A 19,862-nucleotide genomic window follows, 5' to 3' on the forward strand; every position below is an offset into this window, starting at 1 on the left:
CTGAGGAATACCTACAGAAACCAATGCATCCTCTGGCATAAGTTCAGGTACATAATAATTACTGAATTGTTCTATATTGATACTGATGGTTGGAGATGCTCCATACTGGGATACTTGTTTATTAATAGTACTTTTCAGTGATTCATATGGCATTTCTAGAGTCATATCTCCTGCTTTTACCAGAATCTTGACTTTATGAGCATCAAAAGCTTCAATAACTGTATATGGAATAAGCACTTTCCTCTTAACAATAGGATTATCTTTATACTTGGATACATCTATTTCATATACATAAGTATTGTGCTTAATCAAATTAGTAATAAGTCTTTGATCAACATTGTTATCAGCCATATTATCTTGTCCAGTTACAATACTTCTGAATCTATAAGTTAACTCTTTTTTCTCTTTATCATAAACTAGTTCATAATCCTTACCTGGTAATATTTCTAATTCAGGGTCTGTATGTCCATCATATTCAGAATTAGAATATTTAGTCAGCACTCTTATAGGATTAGAAAAGCTAAGAGAATCTTTAACTATAAACTGACCTTTCTCTGGTCCAGTAACGGTTACACGAGTCTTCATTCTTATATAATAGAACCTGTTTCCAATAAGATTATTTATCTTGACTAAATATTTCTCTAGTATTTCAACATTATCAGGTTTTAGGTCTCCCTCTCCACCAGCAACTTCAATATAGATTGGATCAATAAACAAACCATTATCCGCTACTTCCATTAGATATGTGAACTTTTTCTCTATTGTTGATTTATCGCCTTCTGGCTTAGGTTTGTCATCCACATGTAAAAGCCATTCTATACCTATGTAGTCTTCTGTTACACTGTCAGTATAATCATGTTTTTTCATAGATTCACTTGAGGCAACACCTATACCCCTAGGTGGTAATGGATTGGCTATATCTTTTGTAGTTCCTATAGCCACATTACTCCATGGTGATTCATGATTATTTGCTGGCTGAATACTCCTGATCCAGAAATAATACTGGGTGTTAGGGAATAAGTCATCCACAGTTACTTCATAATAAGCTCCATCCGTTGGATAAAGTGGATCTAATGGATCTTCAGGTAATTTATATTCCCATACCTTAGCCCCTTCCACATCTTCTGTAAGTGAATATCTGACTTCATATTTGAAACTAGTATCATATTTCCATGTTAATGTCATAGTAGTATCTGTATAATCATTTATATAGAGACTAGGTACAGTTGGGTCAGGATTGACTACCGAATCTTCTGGTTTGGTTGCTACAACAATTGGTGTAGGGTAATGAGCCAATACCAAATCTCCAGAATATAATTCTCTATATGGATATAGCATAAACAGATATAACGTATTTGGTAGTAATGCATCTTGTTTATAGTATTGATAAGTAGCATCATCTACATCTTTCTCAACTTCAATATCCTGCCATCCTATAGTATTTATTCCATTCTTATCATCACTGATTAGTTTATTATAATAATCTACAAATGAGTAATCTGGATTACTCTGTTTTTGAAGATTGATTTCTTTTTGAACTTCAGTGTATGGAATTTTATGGAACTTGTATTTAACGTCTGATACACCAAATTGGTCTGCACCCAAATCAATCTTTCTACTCAATACCTCAAAACTACTATCTATATTTTTTACATAATCTACGAATCTAGTTATCTCACCTTCATCTTTATAGATTGGAAAATATTCTGCCCCTTCAACATATTTAGTATAGATTTTGGCTGTACCACTATCATTTACTACCCACACTTGATTAGCCCAAGTAGAAAGGGTATCGTATGTTACTGTATCCTTAGCTATAACTTCCCACCATTTTTCTTTCCATTGAATAGCAACTTCTGTTGTAGTTGTATCTTTATCTTTTATTTTCAAAGGTGGTTTTGCAACTGATGGTGGTTCAAAAGAGTCTCCATTATATCCATAGTAAAGGGATACAATAGTTGGTTCTGAAACATTTTCTTCATCACCCCATCTTTTCTTAGCTACTATTTTTATGTAATATAAACTTCCAGGTGTTATTCTTTGCAATTCCGATTTATCTTTATCATAATAGTACTCTAAGTTATATTTAAAACCTACGATTTCATCAGTAGTATTCTTCAATATATTATTAGGTGAACTATCTCCGTACTTTTGATTATCAACTATTTTTTTAGCTCCTGCTAATGACTCCAAATCTCTAGTAACGTATATATCATAATAAACATCTGTATCTATTATCAAATTTCCATATGTAGGCGAACTGCTGATTACATCTTTTCTTTTAAAAGCTCCCCATACAAAATTTATGGAATTTCCTGCTTCTACTACATTGAAAGTACGTTTAGCCTCTAATAAATCACTGATATTTTCACTATACGAATCCCCTGGAACCAAGTATTTTTTTTCAAGCTCATTCTTTATTTCATTAATAGGCTTGGTCTTAAGCGTTTCAAGTATTGCTTTTGTCATTAAGTTAGGAACTACTGGTTTAGTAGGCTTTATATTCAATGCCAAAGGTACAAATGGAACTTTTTTTGACTTGGGTTCAATTGGTATCTTACTGGTATCTCCTACAGCCTCATATCTAAGCTGTAATTGATATTCAACAGATTGTGTCGGTCTTCTTACTCTATAATATTCCATTGTAGCAGCATCTTTGTCAAATATTGCAATGTTACTAGGCTGGTCGTTAATATATTCAACTAAGCGTGCCTCAACCAATTCGTATTCGCTTTGGTCCTGACCAACTTTGAAACTTGCTGGTATATTCCATTCTAATCTTACATATTCTCCATCTTCAAAAACCTTTAGATCAATATTAGTTGAACATGTCCATATATAAGGATAATTGACGTTCTTAACCAGTGGTTTGCTATCATAATATTCCGTTACAGGTTCTATCATTACAGAGTATATCTGTCCTGGATATATATTCTGTTCCAATTTATATCTTAGACGATTTCTTTTCTTAACGGTATCATAATATTGTTGTATCTTACCAGATTCAACACTAAGATTATTGATTTCTCCTTCTTTGTTATTTATAAGTTCTTGTTTGGATCTATTGGAGTAATCACCTACTGCATATACTATTCTATATTCAAATGTATCTAATCCTATATCATCCCATACTACCTCAATGCTATCATCTTCTGGTATTAATTCTACATTAAGGTCTGTTATTGCATATACCCTTTTTGCCGCTCCAGTTGTAGGAGCAAGAACTTGTGTTATCTCTCCATCAATTTCTGTTTTATGATAGTGATAAGGTTGTATGAATACTTCATATAATGAACCTGTATCAAGAACTATTTCATCATGTACATTTATACTCTGAGATGTAAATGCATCTGTTCCTGAATCAATTTTAATGTTTTCATCTATTCCAGAAGTTTTATTATTTACTCTTAATTCATAATAGTCTGGGTCATGCACATCTGTACCAGGAGCCCAGTTATCTGGTTCTTGCCAGCTGACTGTCATAGTAGGTCTAATGATAGGTTTTCCCGTAACAACATCTTGTCCAATAATATAATAGACATCATCAATTGATATATCTTTTACTGGTATCTGTACATTAGCCATTACCCTAATTGGTTGGACAAACATGCATATAATTATTGCTAAACATACTAATTTCTTCTTCATCTATTTTCCTCCTACCAATCAATCTTATTATTGATCCTTGTCAACATTTCTAAAACTGTTTCTGTAACAACTTCTTCATTGGGTAATAATCTGCCATCTGTCAATTTGATGATACCTAGATTTACTCCTTTAATAAGTACATCTCTGTATTCGTCCTGAATATCATCAGCATCTTCAATAATATTATAATCTGTAACATTAATACTATCTAAGTTCAAGTTATTTTTTATTGAATAAGCCTGCATCAATATGTACATAGCTTCATCTTTTCTCATATGGCCGTACATATCATCTATAGGAATATCAACATTCTGTTCTTTTAACCATTCTTCATTATCATAGCCTTTTTCAGCCCCTAACACTCTAGCTGTAGCTGATAATAATTGATAGTTGTATACTTTATAATTAAGATTGCTAAGTTCGCCACTGTTAAAGATATCTGTCAAGCTGTACTGGGTTACTAAATCAGTAACCATACCATTATAGATATTATCTAATTTACTATACATATTTGACTTTGGTGCAAATAGATAAGAACCTGTTTTATCTGTTTCAATATTATATGAGCCACCATAGTTATCACTATTAACCCTGGTGAATGAACTTCCATCTTTTCTGTAACCTTGTAAAGTATCATTAACCATTCCAACATTAAATGCTAATCTAATGCTTTGATCAAATTCTCTTACGCTACTATATTTAGTCTGGATATAACTTTTCATCATGCTATTGATATTAGCTCTATGAGTCTCTTTAACAAGTTTTAGAGTATCAGTTACTATTTTCAATAATTTTGCATCATCAATACCTGACTCTAGCTCTTTATCCAACTGTTCCATTAGGTAAGTTTTTTTACTTTCTACAGCCTGCTCGAACTTCTGTAAAATCAATCTTTCCAAATCATTTTCTGAGATATTGCTGCCTACCACCTGAACATCAAAATTCAATAGATTAGTTGATGGTGATTTTCCATTTACCTTGTCTTTGTATTCTCCAATGTTCATGACTAATCTTACATAATAATCTCTGGTAGAACTATTATACTTATTGATTTCATCAATCTTATCTATTATTTCAGCTGTCTTATCTTGTGATAAGGCATATGGTCTGATACCTAAATCACCATCTGGGAATTTTACCATGATAGTTATGCCATTATCATTAGCAGTCTCAATCATCTTAGCTGGCAGATAATAATCTTGTACACCTTTTATTGCATCTACCAAATAGTAATTTCCTTCTTTGACATATTTAAGATCTCCAATATTATAGTCTTGGCGATACTTTATGACTTGTTTCTTATCATCTTTTTCAATCTCCCAATAAGATGTTTTTATAAGTTCCTGAGCTTTATCTTCATAATACTTGATATACTCTATGTATTTATTTTCCTTATCGTAGTCTTTCTGGTCAAATTCTGTACGTGTGCTGACTCTATCAGAAAAACTAGACCTAGGATATACTTTATCCCCATTTGGTAATGTATCTTGGGGCTTGGTTCTATCTTCTATCCTTACTTTTATGCTATATGTAGTTCCTGGTTTTAATCCACTGATCTTATAGAATACCCTTGTATAACCATCATTAGCACCTGTTACCTGCTCTAAATAGTAACTACTGTATTTGGTGTTGCTATAATCAGTATCTTTATCACCTTTTACAAATATTTCAATACCATAATTTCCTGTAGTGTGATAATCAGTTGGTATAGGAGCATCAAATCTTATTACTGCTTCCCTTTTTGGGTCATAAGAATATTTAGGATTGTGGTCTACTATTAAATTGACTGGTCTTTTAATAGGAGCAGTTGTCAATGAATCCGCTACCCAAGCAGAGGCTGCTTTTGGAAGCTCAGACTCAATTCTTATTGTACGAGCATAGTAATAATATACCTTGTTAGGTAGATTATTATTATCAATTATACTAATCTTATTGTCCTCAACTTTGAATGTCTGTGTAGCATCAATCCATGTGCGTGTGTTTTTATCATAATATTTTAAAACATATTTGTCGTCTTTTACATAGAGTCTCCATCCTTCTACAACTGCACCTGTCAATAGTTCTGAGTCAAATATGTCTTGTAACATCTTTCCACTACCTAATGATTCTGGCAAGGATTTATTCTCAATACTGATTAATTCAAAACCATATTTATCTTCTACTAATTCAATTTCTGTAGGAAACTCCCATGAAATTTCACCTGAAATCATGCTATCATCCAAATGCTTAGCTTCCATATTTTCTGGAGCTAATGGTACTAACTCACTGTCTCCTGGGTTAGATGGAACAACTGGTGATGTAGCACTTAACATGCTTGAAGGTTCTGAACGTCTTTTATCAACAATAACACCTGGCGCGCCAACATCAGAAATATCTAGCTTAGTCACTATTCTTACATAATAATTAGTATTAGGGTCTAGATTCAATAACTTTAATTCTTCAAATCCTGCATCTGTAGATTCAGTCTGTATGTCACTGTACAATATACTATCAGACCTTAGTTTATCTATTTCATCTGGGGTCAACTCAATATCATCTGAATAATCAGCTATTTTATATACTCCGTTTTCCTCTTCTCTAGCTATATTGTCCAAATCTAATATTTTCTCTACATCGCCCTTAGTTGTCATCAATGAATCTAGATTTAATATCTTCTGTTTATCTTTAGATATATATATCCTATAATTGATATTCTCAATCTTTTTATTGATTGGTGATATCATATAATCATCATAATTCTTTATATCAACAAGTTTGAATTTTACATTAAGACCTACTCTTGGTTGTTCCTCTGAAGTAATTCTTGGAGTGTAATCTATGCTTCCAGCCATTGGTATATCGTATCTTAACATACTAAGTGAAATACTATCTGCAATAGATCGGTCACTTTCTCCTACTCCGCCATCAGGAGCAATAACATATACAGATTTCATTTTAATAAAATTAATCCCTGGGAATTCATAATCATACTCATTATCTGCTTCTTCAGATTTTGTATAAGGTGTTATTTTATTGGTTATATCTTTTTTTATTGGTTTTGACCATATGGTTGGTTTGTCAGCTAATGTACTGCCTTCGTATTTACCCCTGATAACAATGTTTTTTACTTGAAACAGGTTCTCACTGTCATTATATCCCTCATGATATCCCGATATTGTTGATGGAGTAGCTTGTTCCATACCTGAATCGACTTCTACTACTTTGATACCTTCTGTATCTTTATATACCTTAAAGACTTTTGTAATCGTGTATTGATTACTTGATTCTTCTATAGGTACATCATTGAATAACATCTCGTAATATATAGCACTATCTGCTACTGATAACATATTATCCAACAGATCTTTATCTGGAGCATGCCATGTTAAGTCAAATTGCACTTTAGCTGGAGTGTCAGAATCTAAGTCCTCAGGTGGAACAACAGCCAGGTTCTTAATCTCCTTGATTCTTGGTACTGGAGGTGGTACATTATTATCATTTTTCGGTACATATTCTATTGTCTGTGATCTAAGAGGAGTTCCAGCAAACTGAACACCTACTTGATAATATTCTTGAGAACTTCCATTAGCAAATGGAACTGGAATATATATATTAAAGTCTGAATATTCTTGTTTGTGATAGTGTTTTAACCATATATCGTCCTCACCAAATTCCGAACTCCATGTTTTACTATGATAGATAGTATATTCTAAATCATCTGCATTACTACCTGCATATGGCGCTATATCCAGATATGCATCATCCATACTTGCTCTTTTTACGATGTAATCCAGATATGTATAAGCATACTTATTGACAGGTTCATATTGATCAAATTGATAATTAGGACTTTCTTCCAAGGTAATAGCTGCTGTATATACTCTACTTGCTCCTAAATTATCCCATTGTAGAAAGTCAGTATTTCCATTAACAAGGTCTGTTCTATCTTGAACTAATTCAACTGTATATGTTCCTGAATCATATTTATATACTGCATCGTCATTACCAGTAGGTGGATTAACAAATTTCTTATCACTTACATCCATAGGTAATATAATATCAGTATTATCTCCATTATCTCTGATATCCTTTAATGCTAATACAGCATTAATAAGATCACCGTCAGCTTTTTTCAATTGGTCTATTGTTGCTATTTTATACTCTAAGTCAGTATTATCAAATACTTTTGGTCTATCAAAAGTTATTCTAAGACCTGGTTTACTACCTGGTCGTATATTAGAGCTATTTGGTATTTCTATAGTTTGAATATCTTCATTTGTCCCATGAGCTGAATCCTTTACCCAATGAGTTGGTACTATCTTAAAATTATCAAATGCTCTAAGTAATTGTAATGTTTCAACTGTAGAATCTGGTGTCGTTAATTTAAAAGGAACGATACATCCTTTCTGAATACCTTTTGTCAGAAAACTTACTGTCTTTGTCTGCATATTCCATCTAAATCTGACAGGTAAATTATTAATAACAAAAGATGCTCCTGGATATTTGGAACTCGCTCCCCTTACAATAGTAAATTTTAAGGAGTCACCATCAATTAATCCAGCTGGATTAGTTATTGTCTCCAATTGAGGGACAAGTAAACTATAATTCATCATAGCAAATGATTTAGCAAATTCTGTACTGGTAATACTAGTTTCTGATCCAGATGAATAATCTAATATATTATATTTTACAATCAATTGATTCACTTGGTGTTCAAATGTTACTTCTGTTTTAATCTTATCTGTAAGATAATATTCTAATTTGTACTCACCGTAATCTTCTAGATTCCAGTTAATAAGTACTTCGTCATCCCCCGCTTTGTTACTTACTACTTGCAGTAATTCATCCATAGTATCATTTTTCTTCCATTCAAAACCTAGATCTGATGCAGCTTTAATAATATTTGTATTATTTAAATTGACAATAGCTACAAATAAAAAAACTACTAAAGACATTGAAGTTATCCACAATGTTTTTCTTTTTCTCATCATTTATCCCCCTTATTAATGTTATTTGTTCATATTTAATCCCGTATCCATCACCAAAATGTTAATATCCAACCTTAAGCGTAATAGATACTTGTATCTAATCTATTTCATCAGTATATAATTATTAAATAATTATCTCTGTTTCTAGAAAATAACATAAAAATCTTTTTCAATTATATATCGGCATTTTGCTTATAAAAATTGATAGAAACCATCAAATTAACCCATGATTTTTATTAGGAAAATTTCCCCATAAACATTGATTATATAGTTACTATTATTCATCATAATAAAAAAACTCCAAAGTCTATACCTTGGAGTTTAATAACTTCTTATGCTCTTATTATATTCTGTTATATGTACTGATAATAAATCTATTTAAGTTTAAAGAATATACGGTCTTTCTTTTCCATACTGACATATTTTTGTATTGATAAATAATTTTCAGTGTTTTTATATACACCTAAAATTATTTTACCTTCTACACTAAAAGATTCCTTTTGTCCTGGATGAAGCTCTTTATAACTTATTAAATCTTCTAGATTCTTTTTTAATGATCCATCAAAACCATAATATGTTCCACCTATTATACAGTCTCCATTTTTTGCTTCTGTACCCCAAATATCAGGTAGGTATGATATTAAAAAAGCAGAATCCTTTTTACCTTCATATGTTGCATTTCTCACATCTACTTTAAGAGTTACCATAACATAATCAATTGATGTGTCATCATTTGCTTGAAAACCTAATGATGAGATCTGCTCTTTTGTTATTGGCTCTACATTTGATACAGTTAATTCATAATCAGCACACTTTGTCCAATCCTCTATTTGGTATTTATCACTATAAGAAATAGTTGTCCCTAATTCTACAGGATTATCAATTGAACCTGAATTAGTTGATACATTTTTTTGTGTTGATTGCCCTTGCTTTGGTTGCGTTGGATTGTTACTTGAATCATTATTATTGTTAGATGAAGGTAAATCAGTAGGAACTGCACCATCGTCTATTGAATCATTTGCCATGATTGAAATTGTCTTAGTTTGTCCGTCCCATGTAATATCTGCTCCCATCATATCTGCTATCGCTCTAACAGGAAGATAAGTGGAACCATTAATGATTACTGGATAAACGTCATTGCCATGACCATCTTTTAAGTTCTGAACTTGGTTGTTATAAGTAATTTTAATACCTTTGTTCTCTTTTCCAGTTATATTTCTTATCAAAGAACTTGCTGATAAAGATGTTGATAATGTAAGAATTAGAATTATTGAAGCTAATACCTTTGCAGTTTTTTTCATAAATTACTCCTTTTTTATGTTTTTTCGACGACATTTATCCATATATTACCATATAATTGTAATCCTTACAAGAAAAATAAAAATACCCATAGATTACACTTCTATAAGCGTTATATCTACAGGTATTATTATCATTCTTATTATCTATTTATCAGAATCATCATACTTACTAACTTCAATTCTAACAACAGACCTAGCTAGAGCAGCCTTAGTCCTAATCTCATTGAGTTCGGCTTTATCAGCCTTAAGTCTTCTTTCTGCTCTTAGCTTAGCTTCTTCAGCTCTTTTTATATCAATCTCATGTGGCCATTCTGCCGCATCTGTTAGGATTGTCACTTTTTCAGGAGTGATTTCTACAAAACCTTTATGGATTGCAGCTTTCTCTACTTTGGAATCATTCTTGATAACCATCATTCCACTAACCACTGGCGTAGTTAGAGGTATATGATTAGCATATACTCCAATATCTCCTTCACTGGTTTTGAATTCTACACGTTCAACATCATCTTCATAGAATATTCGTTCTGGTGTAACAACTTGCAATAAAAATTTATTATTAGCCATTTAATCACCTACTATACTCTGCTTAAAACATCATCAATGCTACCTGCCATCAAGAATGCATTTTCAGATATATTGTCATGTTTACCATCAAGAATTTCCTTAAATCCTTGAATTGTATCTTTTAGGGGTACATATTTTCCCTCTTTACCAGTAAAGTTCTCTGCTACAAAGAATGGTTGTGATAAGAAATATTGAATCTTTCTTGCTCTTGCAACAATGATCTTATCATTTTCTGATAACTCATCCATACCTAGAATTGCAATGATGTCTTGTAATTCTTTGTATCTCTGAAGTATTTCTTGTACACGTCTTGCAACATCATAATGTTCTTCACCTACAACTAAAGGTGAAAGAATTCTTGAACTTGAATCAAGTGGGTCTACCGCTGGGTAGATACCACGTTCAACAATATCACGAGACAATACTGTCTTTGCATCAAGGTGAGCAAATGTAGTTGCTGGAGCTGGGTCAGTCAAGTCGTCCGCTGGTACATATACTGCTTGAACAGATGTTATTGAACCGCTCTTGGTAGATGTAATACGTTCCTGTAATGCACCCATCTCTGTAGCAAGTGTTGGCTGATAACCAACCGCACTAGGAACACGTCCAAGTAAGGCTGATACTTCAGATCCTGCTTGTGTAAAACGGAAAATATTATCAATGAATAATAATACGTCACGTCCACCTTCATCACGGAAATACTCTGCCATTGTAAGACCTGTCAATCCAACACGCATTCTTGCTCCTGGTGGCTCATTCATCTGTCCGAACACCATGGTAGTCTTATCAAGAACTCCTGATTCTGCCATTTCATGGTATAAGTCATTTCCTTCTCTCGTTCTTTCACCAACACCGGTAAATACTGAATATCCACCATGCTCTGTTGCAATATTACGGATTAATTCCTGGATAAGTACTGTTTTACCTACCCCTGCACCACCAAAAAGACCTACTTTACCACCTTTTTGATAAGGACATAATAAATCAACAACTTTTATTCCTGTTTCTAGTATTTCAGTTTCAGTTACTTGCTCCTCAAATTTTGGTGCTTCTCTATGAATAGGCCAGCTATGCTTTGTCTCTGGTGCTGGTTTATTATCAATTGCTTGCCCTGTAACATTAAATATTCTACCTAAGGTCTTTTCACCAACTGGTACTGTTATTGGATTTCCAGTATCAACTGCTTCCATTCCTCTTGATAGTCCATCAGTTGGACCCATGGCTATACATTTTACAATGTCATCACCAAGATGTTGAGCAACCTCTACTATAAGGTCTGATCCATCAGCTTTTTTAATTACAATGGCATTGTATAGAGCTGGGAGATGTCCACTGAATTTTATATCCAAAACGGCACCAATAATTTGAGTGATTTTACCTGTTTGTTCTGCCATCTATTATTTCACTCCTTTACTTAAGCGCTTCTGCACCACCAACAATTTCTGATAGTTCTTGAGTAATAGAAGCCTGTCTAGCTCTATTGTACTCAAGGGATAAGTCATCAATCATTTCAGTGGCGTTATTTGTAGCTGAGTCCATAGCTGTCATTCTTGCACCATGTTCACTAGCTACCGATTCTCTAAGTGCTCCAAAAATAATACTATTAATATATTTTGGAATAACTTGTTCAAGTACCTCTTCTGGTGATGGTTCATATGTCATCATATCACTGCTTTTTTCGCCTGTTCCTTTAAATTCTTCCGTATCTACAGGAAGAACTTTAATAAGCTCAGCTTCTTGCGTAAGTGCAGAAACAAAAGAAGTATATGCTATATAAACCTCATCAATGATACCTTCGGTATACATTTTTAACATCTTTTCGCCAATTAATATTGCATCTTTATATATAGGTTGTTCTATAACATCGTTATATTGTTCAAGTATTTCATAGCCATTTCGTCTGAAGTTATCAGCACCTCTTTTTCCTACTGCAACTATTTTGGAATTACCAGGTTCTGAGTTTTTCATGACAAGTTTAACCACATTTGAATTATATCCGCCAGCAAGACCTTTATTGGATGTAATAACAATGTATCCTCTATTCTTAACTTCTCTTTGAGTTAGATAAGGATGATTTACTGTATTACTTTTATCTAATATAGAACCTATGGTTTCTCTCATCTTGTCAAAGAATGGTCTTGACTGGGCAGCTCTTGTTTTAGCTTTTTGAAGCTTGGAAGTGGCTACTAACTTCATGGCTTTTGTAATCTTTTGGGTACTTTGTATACTATTTCTTCTTAACTTGATATCTCTCATGGATGCCATGGAATCACACCTCTTTACTTAGGTTTTTATATCCACTCTTAAACTCTTCAATAGCTGAAGCAATTTTTCCATCCAGTTCTTCATCTAGTCCTTTTTTGCCTTTGATATCTTTTTCAAGCTCAGGGTATTTTGTATCTACAAATTCAATAAGCTTTGCTTCAAAGTCTAGAATACTGGATACAGGAATATCCATTAAATATTTTTTTGTAGCAGCATATAATATTATAACTTGATGTGCTACTGACATAGGCTTGTATTGAGGTTGTTTTAGAACTTCAATGATTCTTTCACCTTGGTCAAGTCTTGCTTTCGTTTCTTTATCTAAATCAGATCCGAACTGTGCGAATGCTGCAAGTTCCCTATATTGTGCCAACTCAACACGAATAGGTCCGGCTATCTTCTTCATAGCTTTTATTTGTGCAGCACCACCAACCCTTGATACAGATAATCCTGGGTTAATCGCAGGACGAACACCAGCATTAAATAACTCTGTTTCTAGGAAGATCTGTCCATCTGTTATTGAGATAACATTTGTTGGAACATATGCGGAGATATCTCCTGCTTGTGTTTCAATAATTGGTAGAGCTGTAATTGAACCTCCACCGTACTCGTCTGAAAGTTTTGCGGCTCTTTCTAGAAGTCTTGAATGTAGGTAGAATACATCACCAGGATAAGCTTCACGTCCAGGTGGTCTTCTAAGTAGTAATGACAGTGCACGATAGGCAACTGCATGTTTGGATAAGTCATCATATATGATAAGTACATCCTTACCGTTTTCCATCCATTCTTCACCAATTGCTACCCCTGCATACGGAGCAATATATTGTAATGGAGCAAGCTCAGATGCTGTAGCGGCAACAACTGTAGAATAATCCATTGCGCCATTTTCTTCTAATGTCTTCACGATTCCTGCTACAGTTGAGGCTTTTTGACCTATTGCAACATATATACATAATACGTCTTGTCCCTTTTGATTGATAATAGTATCAATCGCTATAGCAGTCTTACCTGTTTGTCTATCTCCGATGATTAATTCACGTTGTCCTCTTCCAATAGGAACCATTGAGTCAATGGCTTTTATACCTGTTTGTAGAGGAGTATCAACTGATTTTCTTGTTATTACACCAGGTGCAACCCTCTCTACTTCACGGTATGTATCCGTATTGATTGGACCTTTTCCGTCTATTGGTTGTCCTAATGCATTAACAACACGTCCAATTAGAGCATCTCCAACTGGAACTTCTGCAACTCTTCCTGTTGCTTTTACAATATCGCCTTCACTAATATTTTTATCAGAACCCATCAAAACTGCACCAACATTGTCTTGTTCTAGGTTAAGTACCATTCCGTATACTTCACCTGGAAATTCCAACAGCTCTCCAGCCATCGCTTTTTCAAGACCATGAATACGTGCAATACCATCAGCAACTTGGATAACAGTTCCAACATCACTTACTTCTAGTTCTGTTTTATATCTTTTAATTTGTTCTTTTATAACTGAACTAATTTCCTCAGGCCTTAAATTCATGGTAAGGTTCCACCGCCTTTCTGTAATAAAGTGTATTCATTTTAACCTAACTGAATAGCGTATAATTCTTTTGAAATAGCTTCTATTTTACCTTTTATACTATTATCAATAATTCTATCACCTATTCGAACCATTAACCCGCCTATCAAAGTTTCATCTACGTCTGTTATTAGTATTATTTTTTTACCAGTAGTCTCTTCAAGCTTGTTTTTAATACTTTCTAACTGTTCATCAGTCAGCTCTTGTGCAGATGATACATAAGCTTTTGCATTTCCTTTTAGACTATCAATTTCATCAAGGCAATACTCTATTATATCCAATAAGTCACTAGCTCTTCCTTTTTTTATCGCTATAACCAAAAGACCTAAAATTTCTTTTATGATTTTATTATCAAAAGTATTTTCTACCATAGCAATCTTGTTTTCAACTACTACCTTTGGGTGATTCAATACTCCCATAAAATCTTTTTCTGTAAGAAATATCTCTTTAATCAACTTTAGTTGTTCTTCTACAAGGTCTACTTGATTTGTTTCTACGGCAAGCTCGAACAAAGCTGTTCCATATCTCTTAGCTATTAATTCAGCCATGTTTCTTCACCTATTGATTCCAAAGTTTCTTCTAATAATTTATCGCTTACTTTTTTGTCAATAGATGATGCTACAAATTTGCTTGCCAAAATCTTAGCAACTTCTATCATCTCAACTTTAATTTCATCTTTAACTTTGTCTTTTTCTCTTTCTATCTCTTTGTTAGCTCTAGCCATAAGTCTAGCCGCTTCTTCATCAGCGTTTTTAATAATTTCACGTTCTTTTAATTGAGCTTTCTTTCTAGCTTCTTCTAGAATCTTGTCAGCTTCTTTATTAATATTAGCTAATTTATCTTTATATTCTTTTTCAAGCTCAGTAGCTTTTTGTTTTTCATCTTTAATGAAATCATATTCTTTAGCAATACCGTCTTTTCTTTTCTTCAAGACTTCTCGTACTGGATTAAATAATAATTTACTTAATATATAAAATAATACAAGTACACTTATAACATGTAGAAGAATTGAAGCTACCATTTGAGCATCAAAGTTTATAATCCAGCTTTCTACTAAGTACATAAGCTTCTCTTTCCTCCTTTCGTTAAGGAGTGAAAGGGTAGGTCCCTTTCACCTTTTATTAGCCAATTAAACTCATATATTTTGAGATTAGTGGATTAGCAAATAAAAGAATAATCGCTACAATCAATCCATAAATACCTGTTGTTTCAGCTACCGCTGCACCTAATAACATAGTTCTTAAAATATCTGATTGGGCACCTGGTTGTCTTCCTACAGCTTCTGCACCTTTACCTGCTGCAAAACCTTGTCCAATACCAGGACCTATACCTGCTATCATTGCTAAACCTGCTCCTATTGCTGAACATGCTAAGATTAACGCTTTTCCATCGATTTGTTCCATTTTAACATCCTCCTATAATATTAATTTTCATATTATTGTTAATTCTAATTTATAATTTTTTATTTTAAAACATTAACAAATAATAATACTAATGCAATAATAAGTGCATATATACCAGTTGTTTGAGCAACTGCTTGACCAAGTAACATAGTTCTTACTATAGGACTTTGTAACTTAGGTCTTTTACCAACTGCTTCTGCACTTTTACCTGCAGCAAATCCTTGTCCTATTCCTGGACCAATTCCTGCTACCATTGCAAGCCCTGCACCAATTGCACTGGCTGCTAATACTATTCCAATTCCTTCACGTGTTACCAAAGGATTAGCGAATAACATAATAATGGCTATTACCAAAGAAAATATTCCTGATGTTTCGGCTACTGCTGAACCTAATAGCATAACGATTGTCGCTGGTCTTCCACCTTCTGGATTATTTCCAACTGCTTCAGCAGCTTTACCAGCAGCAAATCCTTGACCTATTCCTGGGCCAATCCCTGCTATCATAGCTATACCAGCACCAATTGCTGAAAAGGCTAGGATTAATGCTCTTTTATCAACATGTGCCATCCAACCTATTAGCAAATCAAGTATGCCGTTCATGACCTCACCTCACTTGTTTTTATAAAACTCAATATTAATATCTTGTGATTTAACATTCTATTCCATAGCACTTGATACAAAAGTCATGCTCAACATAACAAATATAAATGCCTGCAATACACCTGCAAAAACATCAAAATATCCATGTAATGCTGTTGGTACACCAATAAGTGCAAACCAAGGTAAATTATAATATAAAGTCATGATAATCGTACCACCAAGTATATTTCCGAACAAACGGAAACTTAGTGATACTGGATTAGCAAGTTCTCCAATAATATTAAGTGGTGTCATTGGCCATAAGGGTTCTGTTAAGCCTTTAGCCCATTTTCCAACACCTTTTACTTTAATTCCATAACCCTGCACCATGAAAAATGTAATGAGTGATAATGCAAATGTAACTGATGCATCAGCTGTAGGTGGTCTTAGGAAACCAAAACCTAATTTTCCATTATTGAAGTTAGGACCTAGTAATAAACCGGATAAGTTACAAACCAAAATGAATATGAACATACAACCATAGAAAGAAGAGAACTTTCTACCATTTTCACCCATTGTGGATACTGTAAAGTTATCTAATAATTCAACAATCCATTCAATAACATTCTGAACACCTGCTGGAACTTTTTTAGGTTTTAATATAATTCTTCTTATGATTAATGCGATAACTATTAGTACAAGCCCAATAAGCCATACATTTACCATTGATTCAGTAATCCATAGGTCAAAACCAAATATCTTTATGGTTTTAACATGATGAATACCAATATCCATTAATTAACCCTCCTTTCCATATAGGAAACGTTAAAAATCTGACTCTTCCTCTTCATCTTCCCATTCTAGGAACTCTACAGAGCCATCTTTTGGCGTAGGTTTTTCTATGTATCCTTGCCAATATGCGGCTAATTTCACAGATACAAGTGAAATAATAACACCTACTAAATTAATCGTTGGTTCTAATGCTCCAACAACTAATACTAAAATAGTTAATAAATACCTTAAAAAATAATGAAAATGTGCATATCTCCTAGCATCGTTTGGAGGTTTGTTTAATGCTTTTTTAAATGTTACTTCCATTAGTTTTAACTTAAGAATGGAAAATATTCCTCCAAGAGCCAAACCTTTACCATAAGCTAAAATATCTTCAACAAAAAACAGACCTATTGCAAATGAAAGGACTACAATAATTGATATTTTAATTGTTAGTGGAATTAATATTGATTTTTCTGAGTCCATATCAAGAGTCCTTCTTTCTCTTTTTACTACTTTTCATAGCTATGACGTATAAATTGCGAAAGGCTGTCAGCATACCCAATATTGTAAAAATAATAAGAAATAGTACTCCGGTACTAAGTATCCTGTCAAGAAAGTTTCCAAACAAAATACAACCAATAATAGGTATTGCCATTAAAAAACCTATTTGAGTTATTAAAGATAAGCTTTTCATTATATTCGGATCAAACTTCATAAGTTTCTCCCTCTTAATAAAGTATTATACGCATGATTTTATCATATGTCTACAGTAATATCTATTTTTTTACAATTTCCATCATATTACCTATGAATTTAGAAAACCCATAAAAAAACAGAAAAAGATAGACATATTAATGCATCTATTTTAAACTATTTATGATAATATCAACAATTCTACTTGATGCTTTTCCATCCCCATAAGGGTTAACAGCATTCGCCATCTTATTATATTCGTCAGCATCTTCAATTAATGATTTTGTAAATTCATAAATAGTATTTTCTTTGGTACCAGCTAATTTTAATGTACCAGCTTCTACTCCTTCTGGTCTCTCTGTAACATTCCGAAGAACTAATACAGGTTTACCCATTGAAGGTACTTCTTCTTGTAATCCTCCTGAATCAGTTAAAACTAAGTAGGAATTGTTTAAAAGATTATGCATATCCTGCATTTCAAGAGGCTCTACTAAATGTACTCTTTCATGCTTTCCTAATATCTTATTCGCTACATCCCTAACAGCTGGATTTAGATGTACAGCATATACAACTTCTACATCTTCATGTTCTTTAACTATTCTAAGTACAGCATTACATATATTTTCTAGTGGTTCACCAAGATTTTCTCTACGATGAGCAGTCATGGTGATAATCTTTTTGTTATTGTAGCCCAAATGATTAAGTAAATCATTCTTAAATTTATAATCATCCCTTATTGTTGTACTAAGGGCATCTATAACTGTATTACCTGTTACAAAGATATTCTCTTCTGATACATTTTCTTTTAATAAGTGTCCCTTTGCTGTATCAGTAGGAGCAAAATGAAGATCTGCCAAACATCCTGTAAGCTTTCTATTCATCTCTTCAGGGAAAGGTTCATATTTATTATATGTTCTTAGTCCTGCTTCTACATGTCCAACTTTTACTTTATTATAAAATGCAGCCAAAGATCCAATGAAAGTTGTTGTTGTATCTCCATGTACAAGAACTATATCAGGTTCTACTTCGCTAATAATATTGTTAAGCCCCTCTAGAGCTCTGGTTGTGATTTGTGCCAGTGTCTGTCTCTCTTTCATGATATTAAGATCATAGTCCGGTTCTAAGTTAAATACTTCAAGTACTTGGTCTAACATTTCTCTATGCTGAGCTGTAACACATACAATGCTTTCTGTATGCTCATTTTTTTCTAGAGCTTTAACAACAGGACACATTTTTATTGCTTCTGGTCTTGTTCCAAAAATGCTCATAACTTTAATCTTTGACATTGATATTTTTCCTCCTATATATATCTAAGTTTTCCAATTATCTTATTACAATATTCTATTCCTTTTTTGACAATTCATTTTATATTATACATCCATTTTACACCACTTGCAAAATATTTTATATAATTTTTATTTCATTATTCCCACTATTTAAATTAGATATTTAATTATTAAGTTTTATACATAAATATGTATTTTAAATGAATAATTTATTCTATTGGTTTTATTTTAATACCTGATTTTTTTCAAATAATATTTGTTACCTAGGTTAGTATATGCTATAATCATTCTTATATTTTATTTTTATAAATAATTCATAGGAGTGTTATATATGGATAAAATTATTAGCAAACTTAACATTACACAAAATGTAACTTTAATTACATTAGCTAACATACCTATTAATAATAAAAGCATAGCTGAAATATTCACTTCTCTAGCAGAAGCTGATATTAATGTAGATATGATTAGCCAAACATCACCATTAAAAGGAAAAATAAATATATGTTTTACTCTACAAGATGACGTATTATTTAATGCTATTCAAACACTGGGCACATATAAAAAACAAATACCTAGTCTACGTATTGATGTTAATTCTAATAATACCAAGCTTTCACTATATGATGAAAATATGAAATACCAACCTGGAATCGCTGCTAAAACAATGGTCATACTATCAGAAGCAGATATAGATATTAAAATGATTACTACATCTGAAATAGATATTTCTTATCTCATATATGCATCTGATGAAGAAAAGGCTATACAATCACTTAAAAAAATAATAAAAGATTAAAATTTAGAAGCTATCTC

At 32.7% G+C, this 19,862-nt stretch carries 16 protein-coding genes and 1 pseudogene; 1 reads left to right on the forward strand and 16 read right to left on the reverse strand.

The features are described 5' to 3' along the window. The 16 genes and pseudogenes from AACQ14_RS17620 to wecB all read right to left on the reverse strand — a co-directional run. The coding region (locus AACQ14_RS17620; RefSeq protein WP_339364903.1) for a fibronectin type III domain-containing protein at nt 1-3,648 on the reverse strand (3,648 nt) is incomplete at its 3' end. Nucleotides 3,649-3,659: 11 nt separating this feature from the next. After that, nucleotides 3,660-8,615 (reverse strand): hypothetical protein, encoded by a 4,956-nt coding sequence (locus AACQ14_RS17625; RefSeq protein WP_339364904.1) that lies wholly within the window; start codon nt 8,613-8,615, stop codon nt 3,660-3,662. A gap of 374 nt (nt 8,616-8,989) precedes the next feature. Further along, entirely contained in the window at nt 8,990-9,916 is a 927-nt protein-coding gene (locus AACQ14_RS17630; protein WP_339364905.1) for a copper amine oxidase N-terminal domain-containing protein, read from the reverse strand. A 144-nt stretch (nt 9,917-10,060) separates the two neighbouring features. Continuing rightward, entirely contained in the window at nt 10,061-10,480 is a 420-nt protein-coding gene (atpC, locus tag AACQ14_RS17635; protein ID WP_339364906.1) for an ATP synthase F1 subunit epsilon, read from the reverse strand. Between the two features lie 11 nt (nt 10,481-10,491). Continuing rightward, nucleotides 10,492-11,874: a F0F1 ATP synthase subunit beta gene (atpD, locus tag AACQ14_RS17640; RefSeq protein WP_339364907.1), complete on the reverse strand. Its 1,383-nt coding sequence runs from the start codon at nt 11,872-11,874 to the stop codon at nt 10,492-10,494. Between the two features lie 16 nt (nt 11,875-11,890). After that, entirely contained in the window at nt 11,891-12,745 is an 855-nt protein-coding gene (gene atpG / locus AACQ14_RS17645; RefSeq protein ID WP_339364908.1) for an ATP synthase F1 subunit gamma, read from the reverse strand. Between the two features lie 4 nt (nt 12,746-12,749). After that, the gene (gene atpA, locus AACQ14_RS17650) at nt 12,750-14,273 is read right to left on the reverse strand and encodes a F0F1 ATP synthase subunit alpha (protein ID WP_273327195.1); all 1,524 of its coding nucleotides are present in this window, start codon (nt 14,271-14,273) and stop codon (nt 12,750-12,752) included. A gap of 41 nt (nt 14,274-14,314) precedes the next feature. Then, nucleotides 14,315-14,860 carry an ATP synthase F1 subunit delta gene (atpH, locus tag AACQ14_RS17655; protein WP_339364909.1) on the reverse strand — a complete coding sequence of 182 codons (546 nt, stop codon included), beginning with the start codon at nt 14,858-14,860 and terminating at the stop codon, nt 14,315-14,317. After that, nucleotides 14,848-15,375 carry a F0F1 ATP synthase subunit B gene (gene atpF / locus AACQ14_RS17660; RefSeq protein WP_339364910.1) on the reverse strand — a complete coding sequence of 176 codons (528 nt, stop codon included), beginning with the start codon at nt 15,373-15,375 and terminating at the stop codon, nt 14,848-14,850. The genes atpH and atpF overlap by 13 nt, the downstream gene beginning before the upstream one ends. A 58-nt stretch (nt 15,376-15,433) precedes the next feature. Then, complete coding sequence (gene atpE / locus AACQ14_RS17665) at nt 15,434-15,715, reverse strand: ATP synthase F0 subunit C (RefSeq protein ID WP_113673125.1); 282 nt, start codon at nt 15,713-15,715, stop codon at nt 15,434-15,436. A gap of 59 nt (nt 15,716-15,774) precedes the next feature. Next, the gene (atpE, locus tag AACQ14_RS17670; RefSeq protein WP_244971337.1) at nt 15,775-16,050 is read right to left on the reverse strand and encodes an ATP synthase F0 subunit C; all 276 of its coding nucleotides are present in this window, start codon (nt 16,048-16,050) and stop codon (nt 15,775-15,777) included. Further along, a pseudogene (locus AACQ14_RS17675) lies at nt 16,027-16,281 on the reverse strand (ATP synthase Fo subunit C); the annotation flags it as partial. The pseudogene AACQ14_RS17675 and the gene atpE (AACQ14_RS17670), both read right to left, overlap by 24 nt. Nucleotides 16,282-16,371: 90 nt before the next feature. Then, entirely contained in the window at nt 16,372-17,088 is a 717-nt protein-coding gene (atpB, locus tag AACQ14_RS17680) for a F0F1 ATP synthase subunit A (RefSeq protein WP_339364911.1), read from the reverse strand. A gap of 30 nt (nt 17,089-17,118) precedes the next feature. Beyond that, nucleotides 17,119-17,550 (reverse strand): ATP synthase subunit I, encoded by a 432-nt coding sequence (locus tag AACQ14_RS17685; RefSeq protein WP_339364912.1) that lies wholly within the window; start codon nt 17,548-17,550, stop codon nt 17,119-17,121. 1 nt (nt 17,551) lies between these two features. Continuing rightward, entirely contained in the window at nt 17,552-17,782 is a 231-nt protein-coding gene (locus tag AACQ14_RS17690) for an AtpZ/AtpI family protein (RefSeq protein WP_113673121.1), read from the reverse strand. A gap of 145 nt (nt 17,783-17,927) precedes the next feature. Then, complete coding sequence (gene wecB / locus AACQ14_RS17695; protein WP_339364913.1) at nt 17,928-19,046, reverse strand: non-hydrolyzing UDP-N-acetylglucosamine 2-epimerase; 1,119 nt, start codon at nt 19,044-19,046, stop codon at nt 17,928-17,930. Nucleotides 19,047-19,377: 331 nt separating this feature from the next. Here wecB and AACQ14_RS17700 point away from each other — a divergent pair, with 331 nt between their 5' ends. Then, entirely contained in the window at nt 19,378-19,845 is a 468-nt protein-coding gene (locus AACQ14_RS17700) for an ACT domain-containing protein (RefSeq protein ID WP_339364914.1), read from the forward strand. Nucleotides 19,846-19,862: the final 17 nt, after the last annotated feature.

Origin of the sequence: Vallitalea maricola (assembly GCF_036985595.1) — a bacterium.
GTDB lineage: Bacteria > Bacillota > Clostridia > Lachnospirales > Vallitaleaceae > Vallitalea > Vallitalea maricola.

Bases quoted from the DNA above. Each gene is read 5' to 3' on its own strand.
- AACQ14_RS17700 (WP_339364914.1), top strand. From the start codon at position 19,378: ATGGATAAAATTATTAGCAAACTTAACATTACACAAAATGTAACTTTA.
- wecB (WP_339364913.1), bottom strand. From the start codon at position 19,046: ATGTCAAAGATTAAAGTTATGAGCATTTTTGGAACAAGACCAGAAGCA.
- atpH (WP_339364909.1), bottom strand. From the start codon at position 14,860: ATGGCTGAATTAATAGCTAAGAGATATGGAACAGCTTTGTTCGAGCTT.
- atpC (WP_339364906.1), bottom strand. From the start codon at position 10,480: ATGGCTAATAATAAATTTTTATTGCAAGTTGTTACACCAGAACGAATA.
- atpE (WP_113673125.1), bottom strand. From the start codon at position 15,715: ATGGAACAAATCGATGGAAAAGCGTTAATCTTAGCATGTTCAGCAATA.
- atpE (WP_244971337.1), bottom strand. From the start codon at position 16,050: ATGTTATTCGCTAATCCTTTGGTAACACGTGAAGGAATTGGAATAGTA.
- atpF (WP_339364910.1), bottom strand. From the start codon at position 15,375: ATGTACTTAGTAGAAAGCTGGATTATAAACTTTGATGCTCAAATGGTA.
- atpA (WP_273327195.1), bottom strand. From the start codon at position 14,273: ATGAATTTAAGGCCTGAGGAAATTAGTTCAGTTATAAAAGAACAAATT.
- atpG (WP_339364908.1), bottom strand. From the start codon at position 12,745: ATGGCATCCATGAGAGATATCAAGTTAAGAAGAAATAGTATACAAAGT.
- AACQ14_RS17630 (WP_339364905.1), bottom strand. From the start codon at position 9,916: ATGAAAAAAACTGCAAAGGTATTAGCTTCAATAATTCTAATTCTTACA.
- AACQ14_RS17690 (WP_113673121.1), bottom strand. From the start codon at position 17,782: ATGAAGTTTGATCCGAATATAATGAAAAGCTTATCTTTAATAACTCAA.
- atpD (WP_339364907.1), bottom strand. From the start codon at position 11,874: ATGGCAGAACAAACAGGTAAAATCACTCAAATTATTGGTGCCGTTTTG.
- AACQ14_RS17625 (WP_339364904.1), bottom strand. From the start codon at position 8,615: ATGAGAAAAAGAAAAACATTGTGGATAACTTCAATGTCTTTAGTAGTT.
- AACQ14_RS17685 (WP_339364912.1), bottom strand. From the start codon at position 17,550: ATGGACTCAGAAAAATCAATATTAATTCCACTAACAATTAAAATATCA.
- atpB (WP_339364911.1), bottom strand. From the start codon at position 17,088: ATGGATATTGGTATTCATCATGTTAAAACCATAAAGATATTTGGTTTT.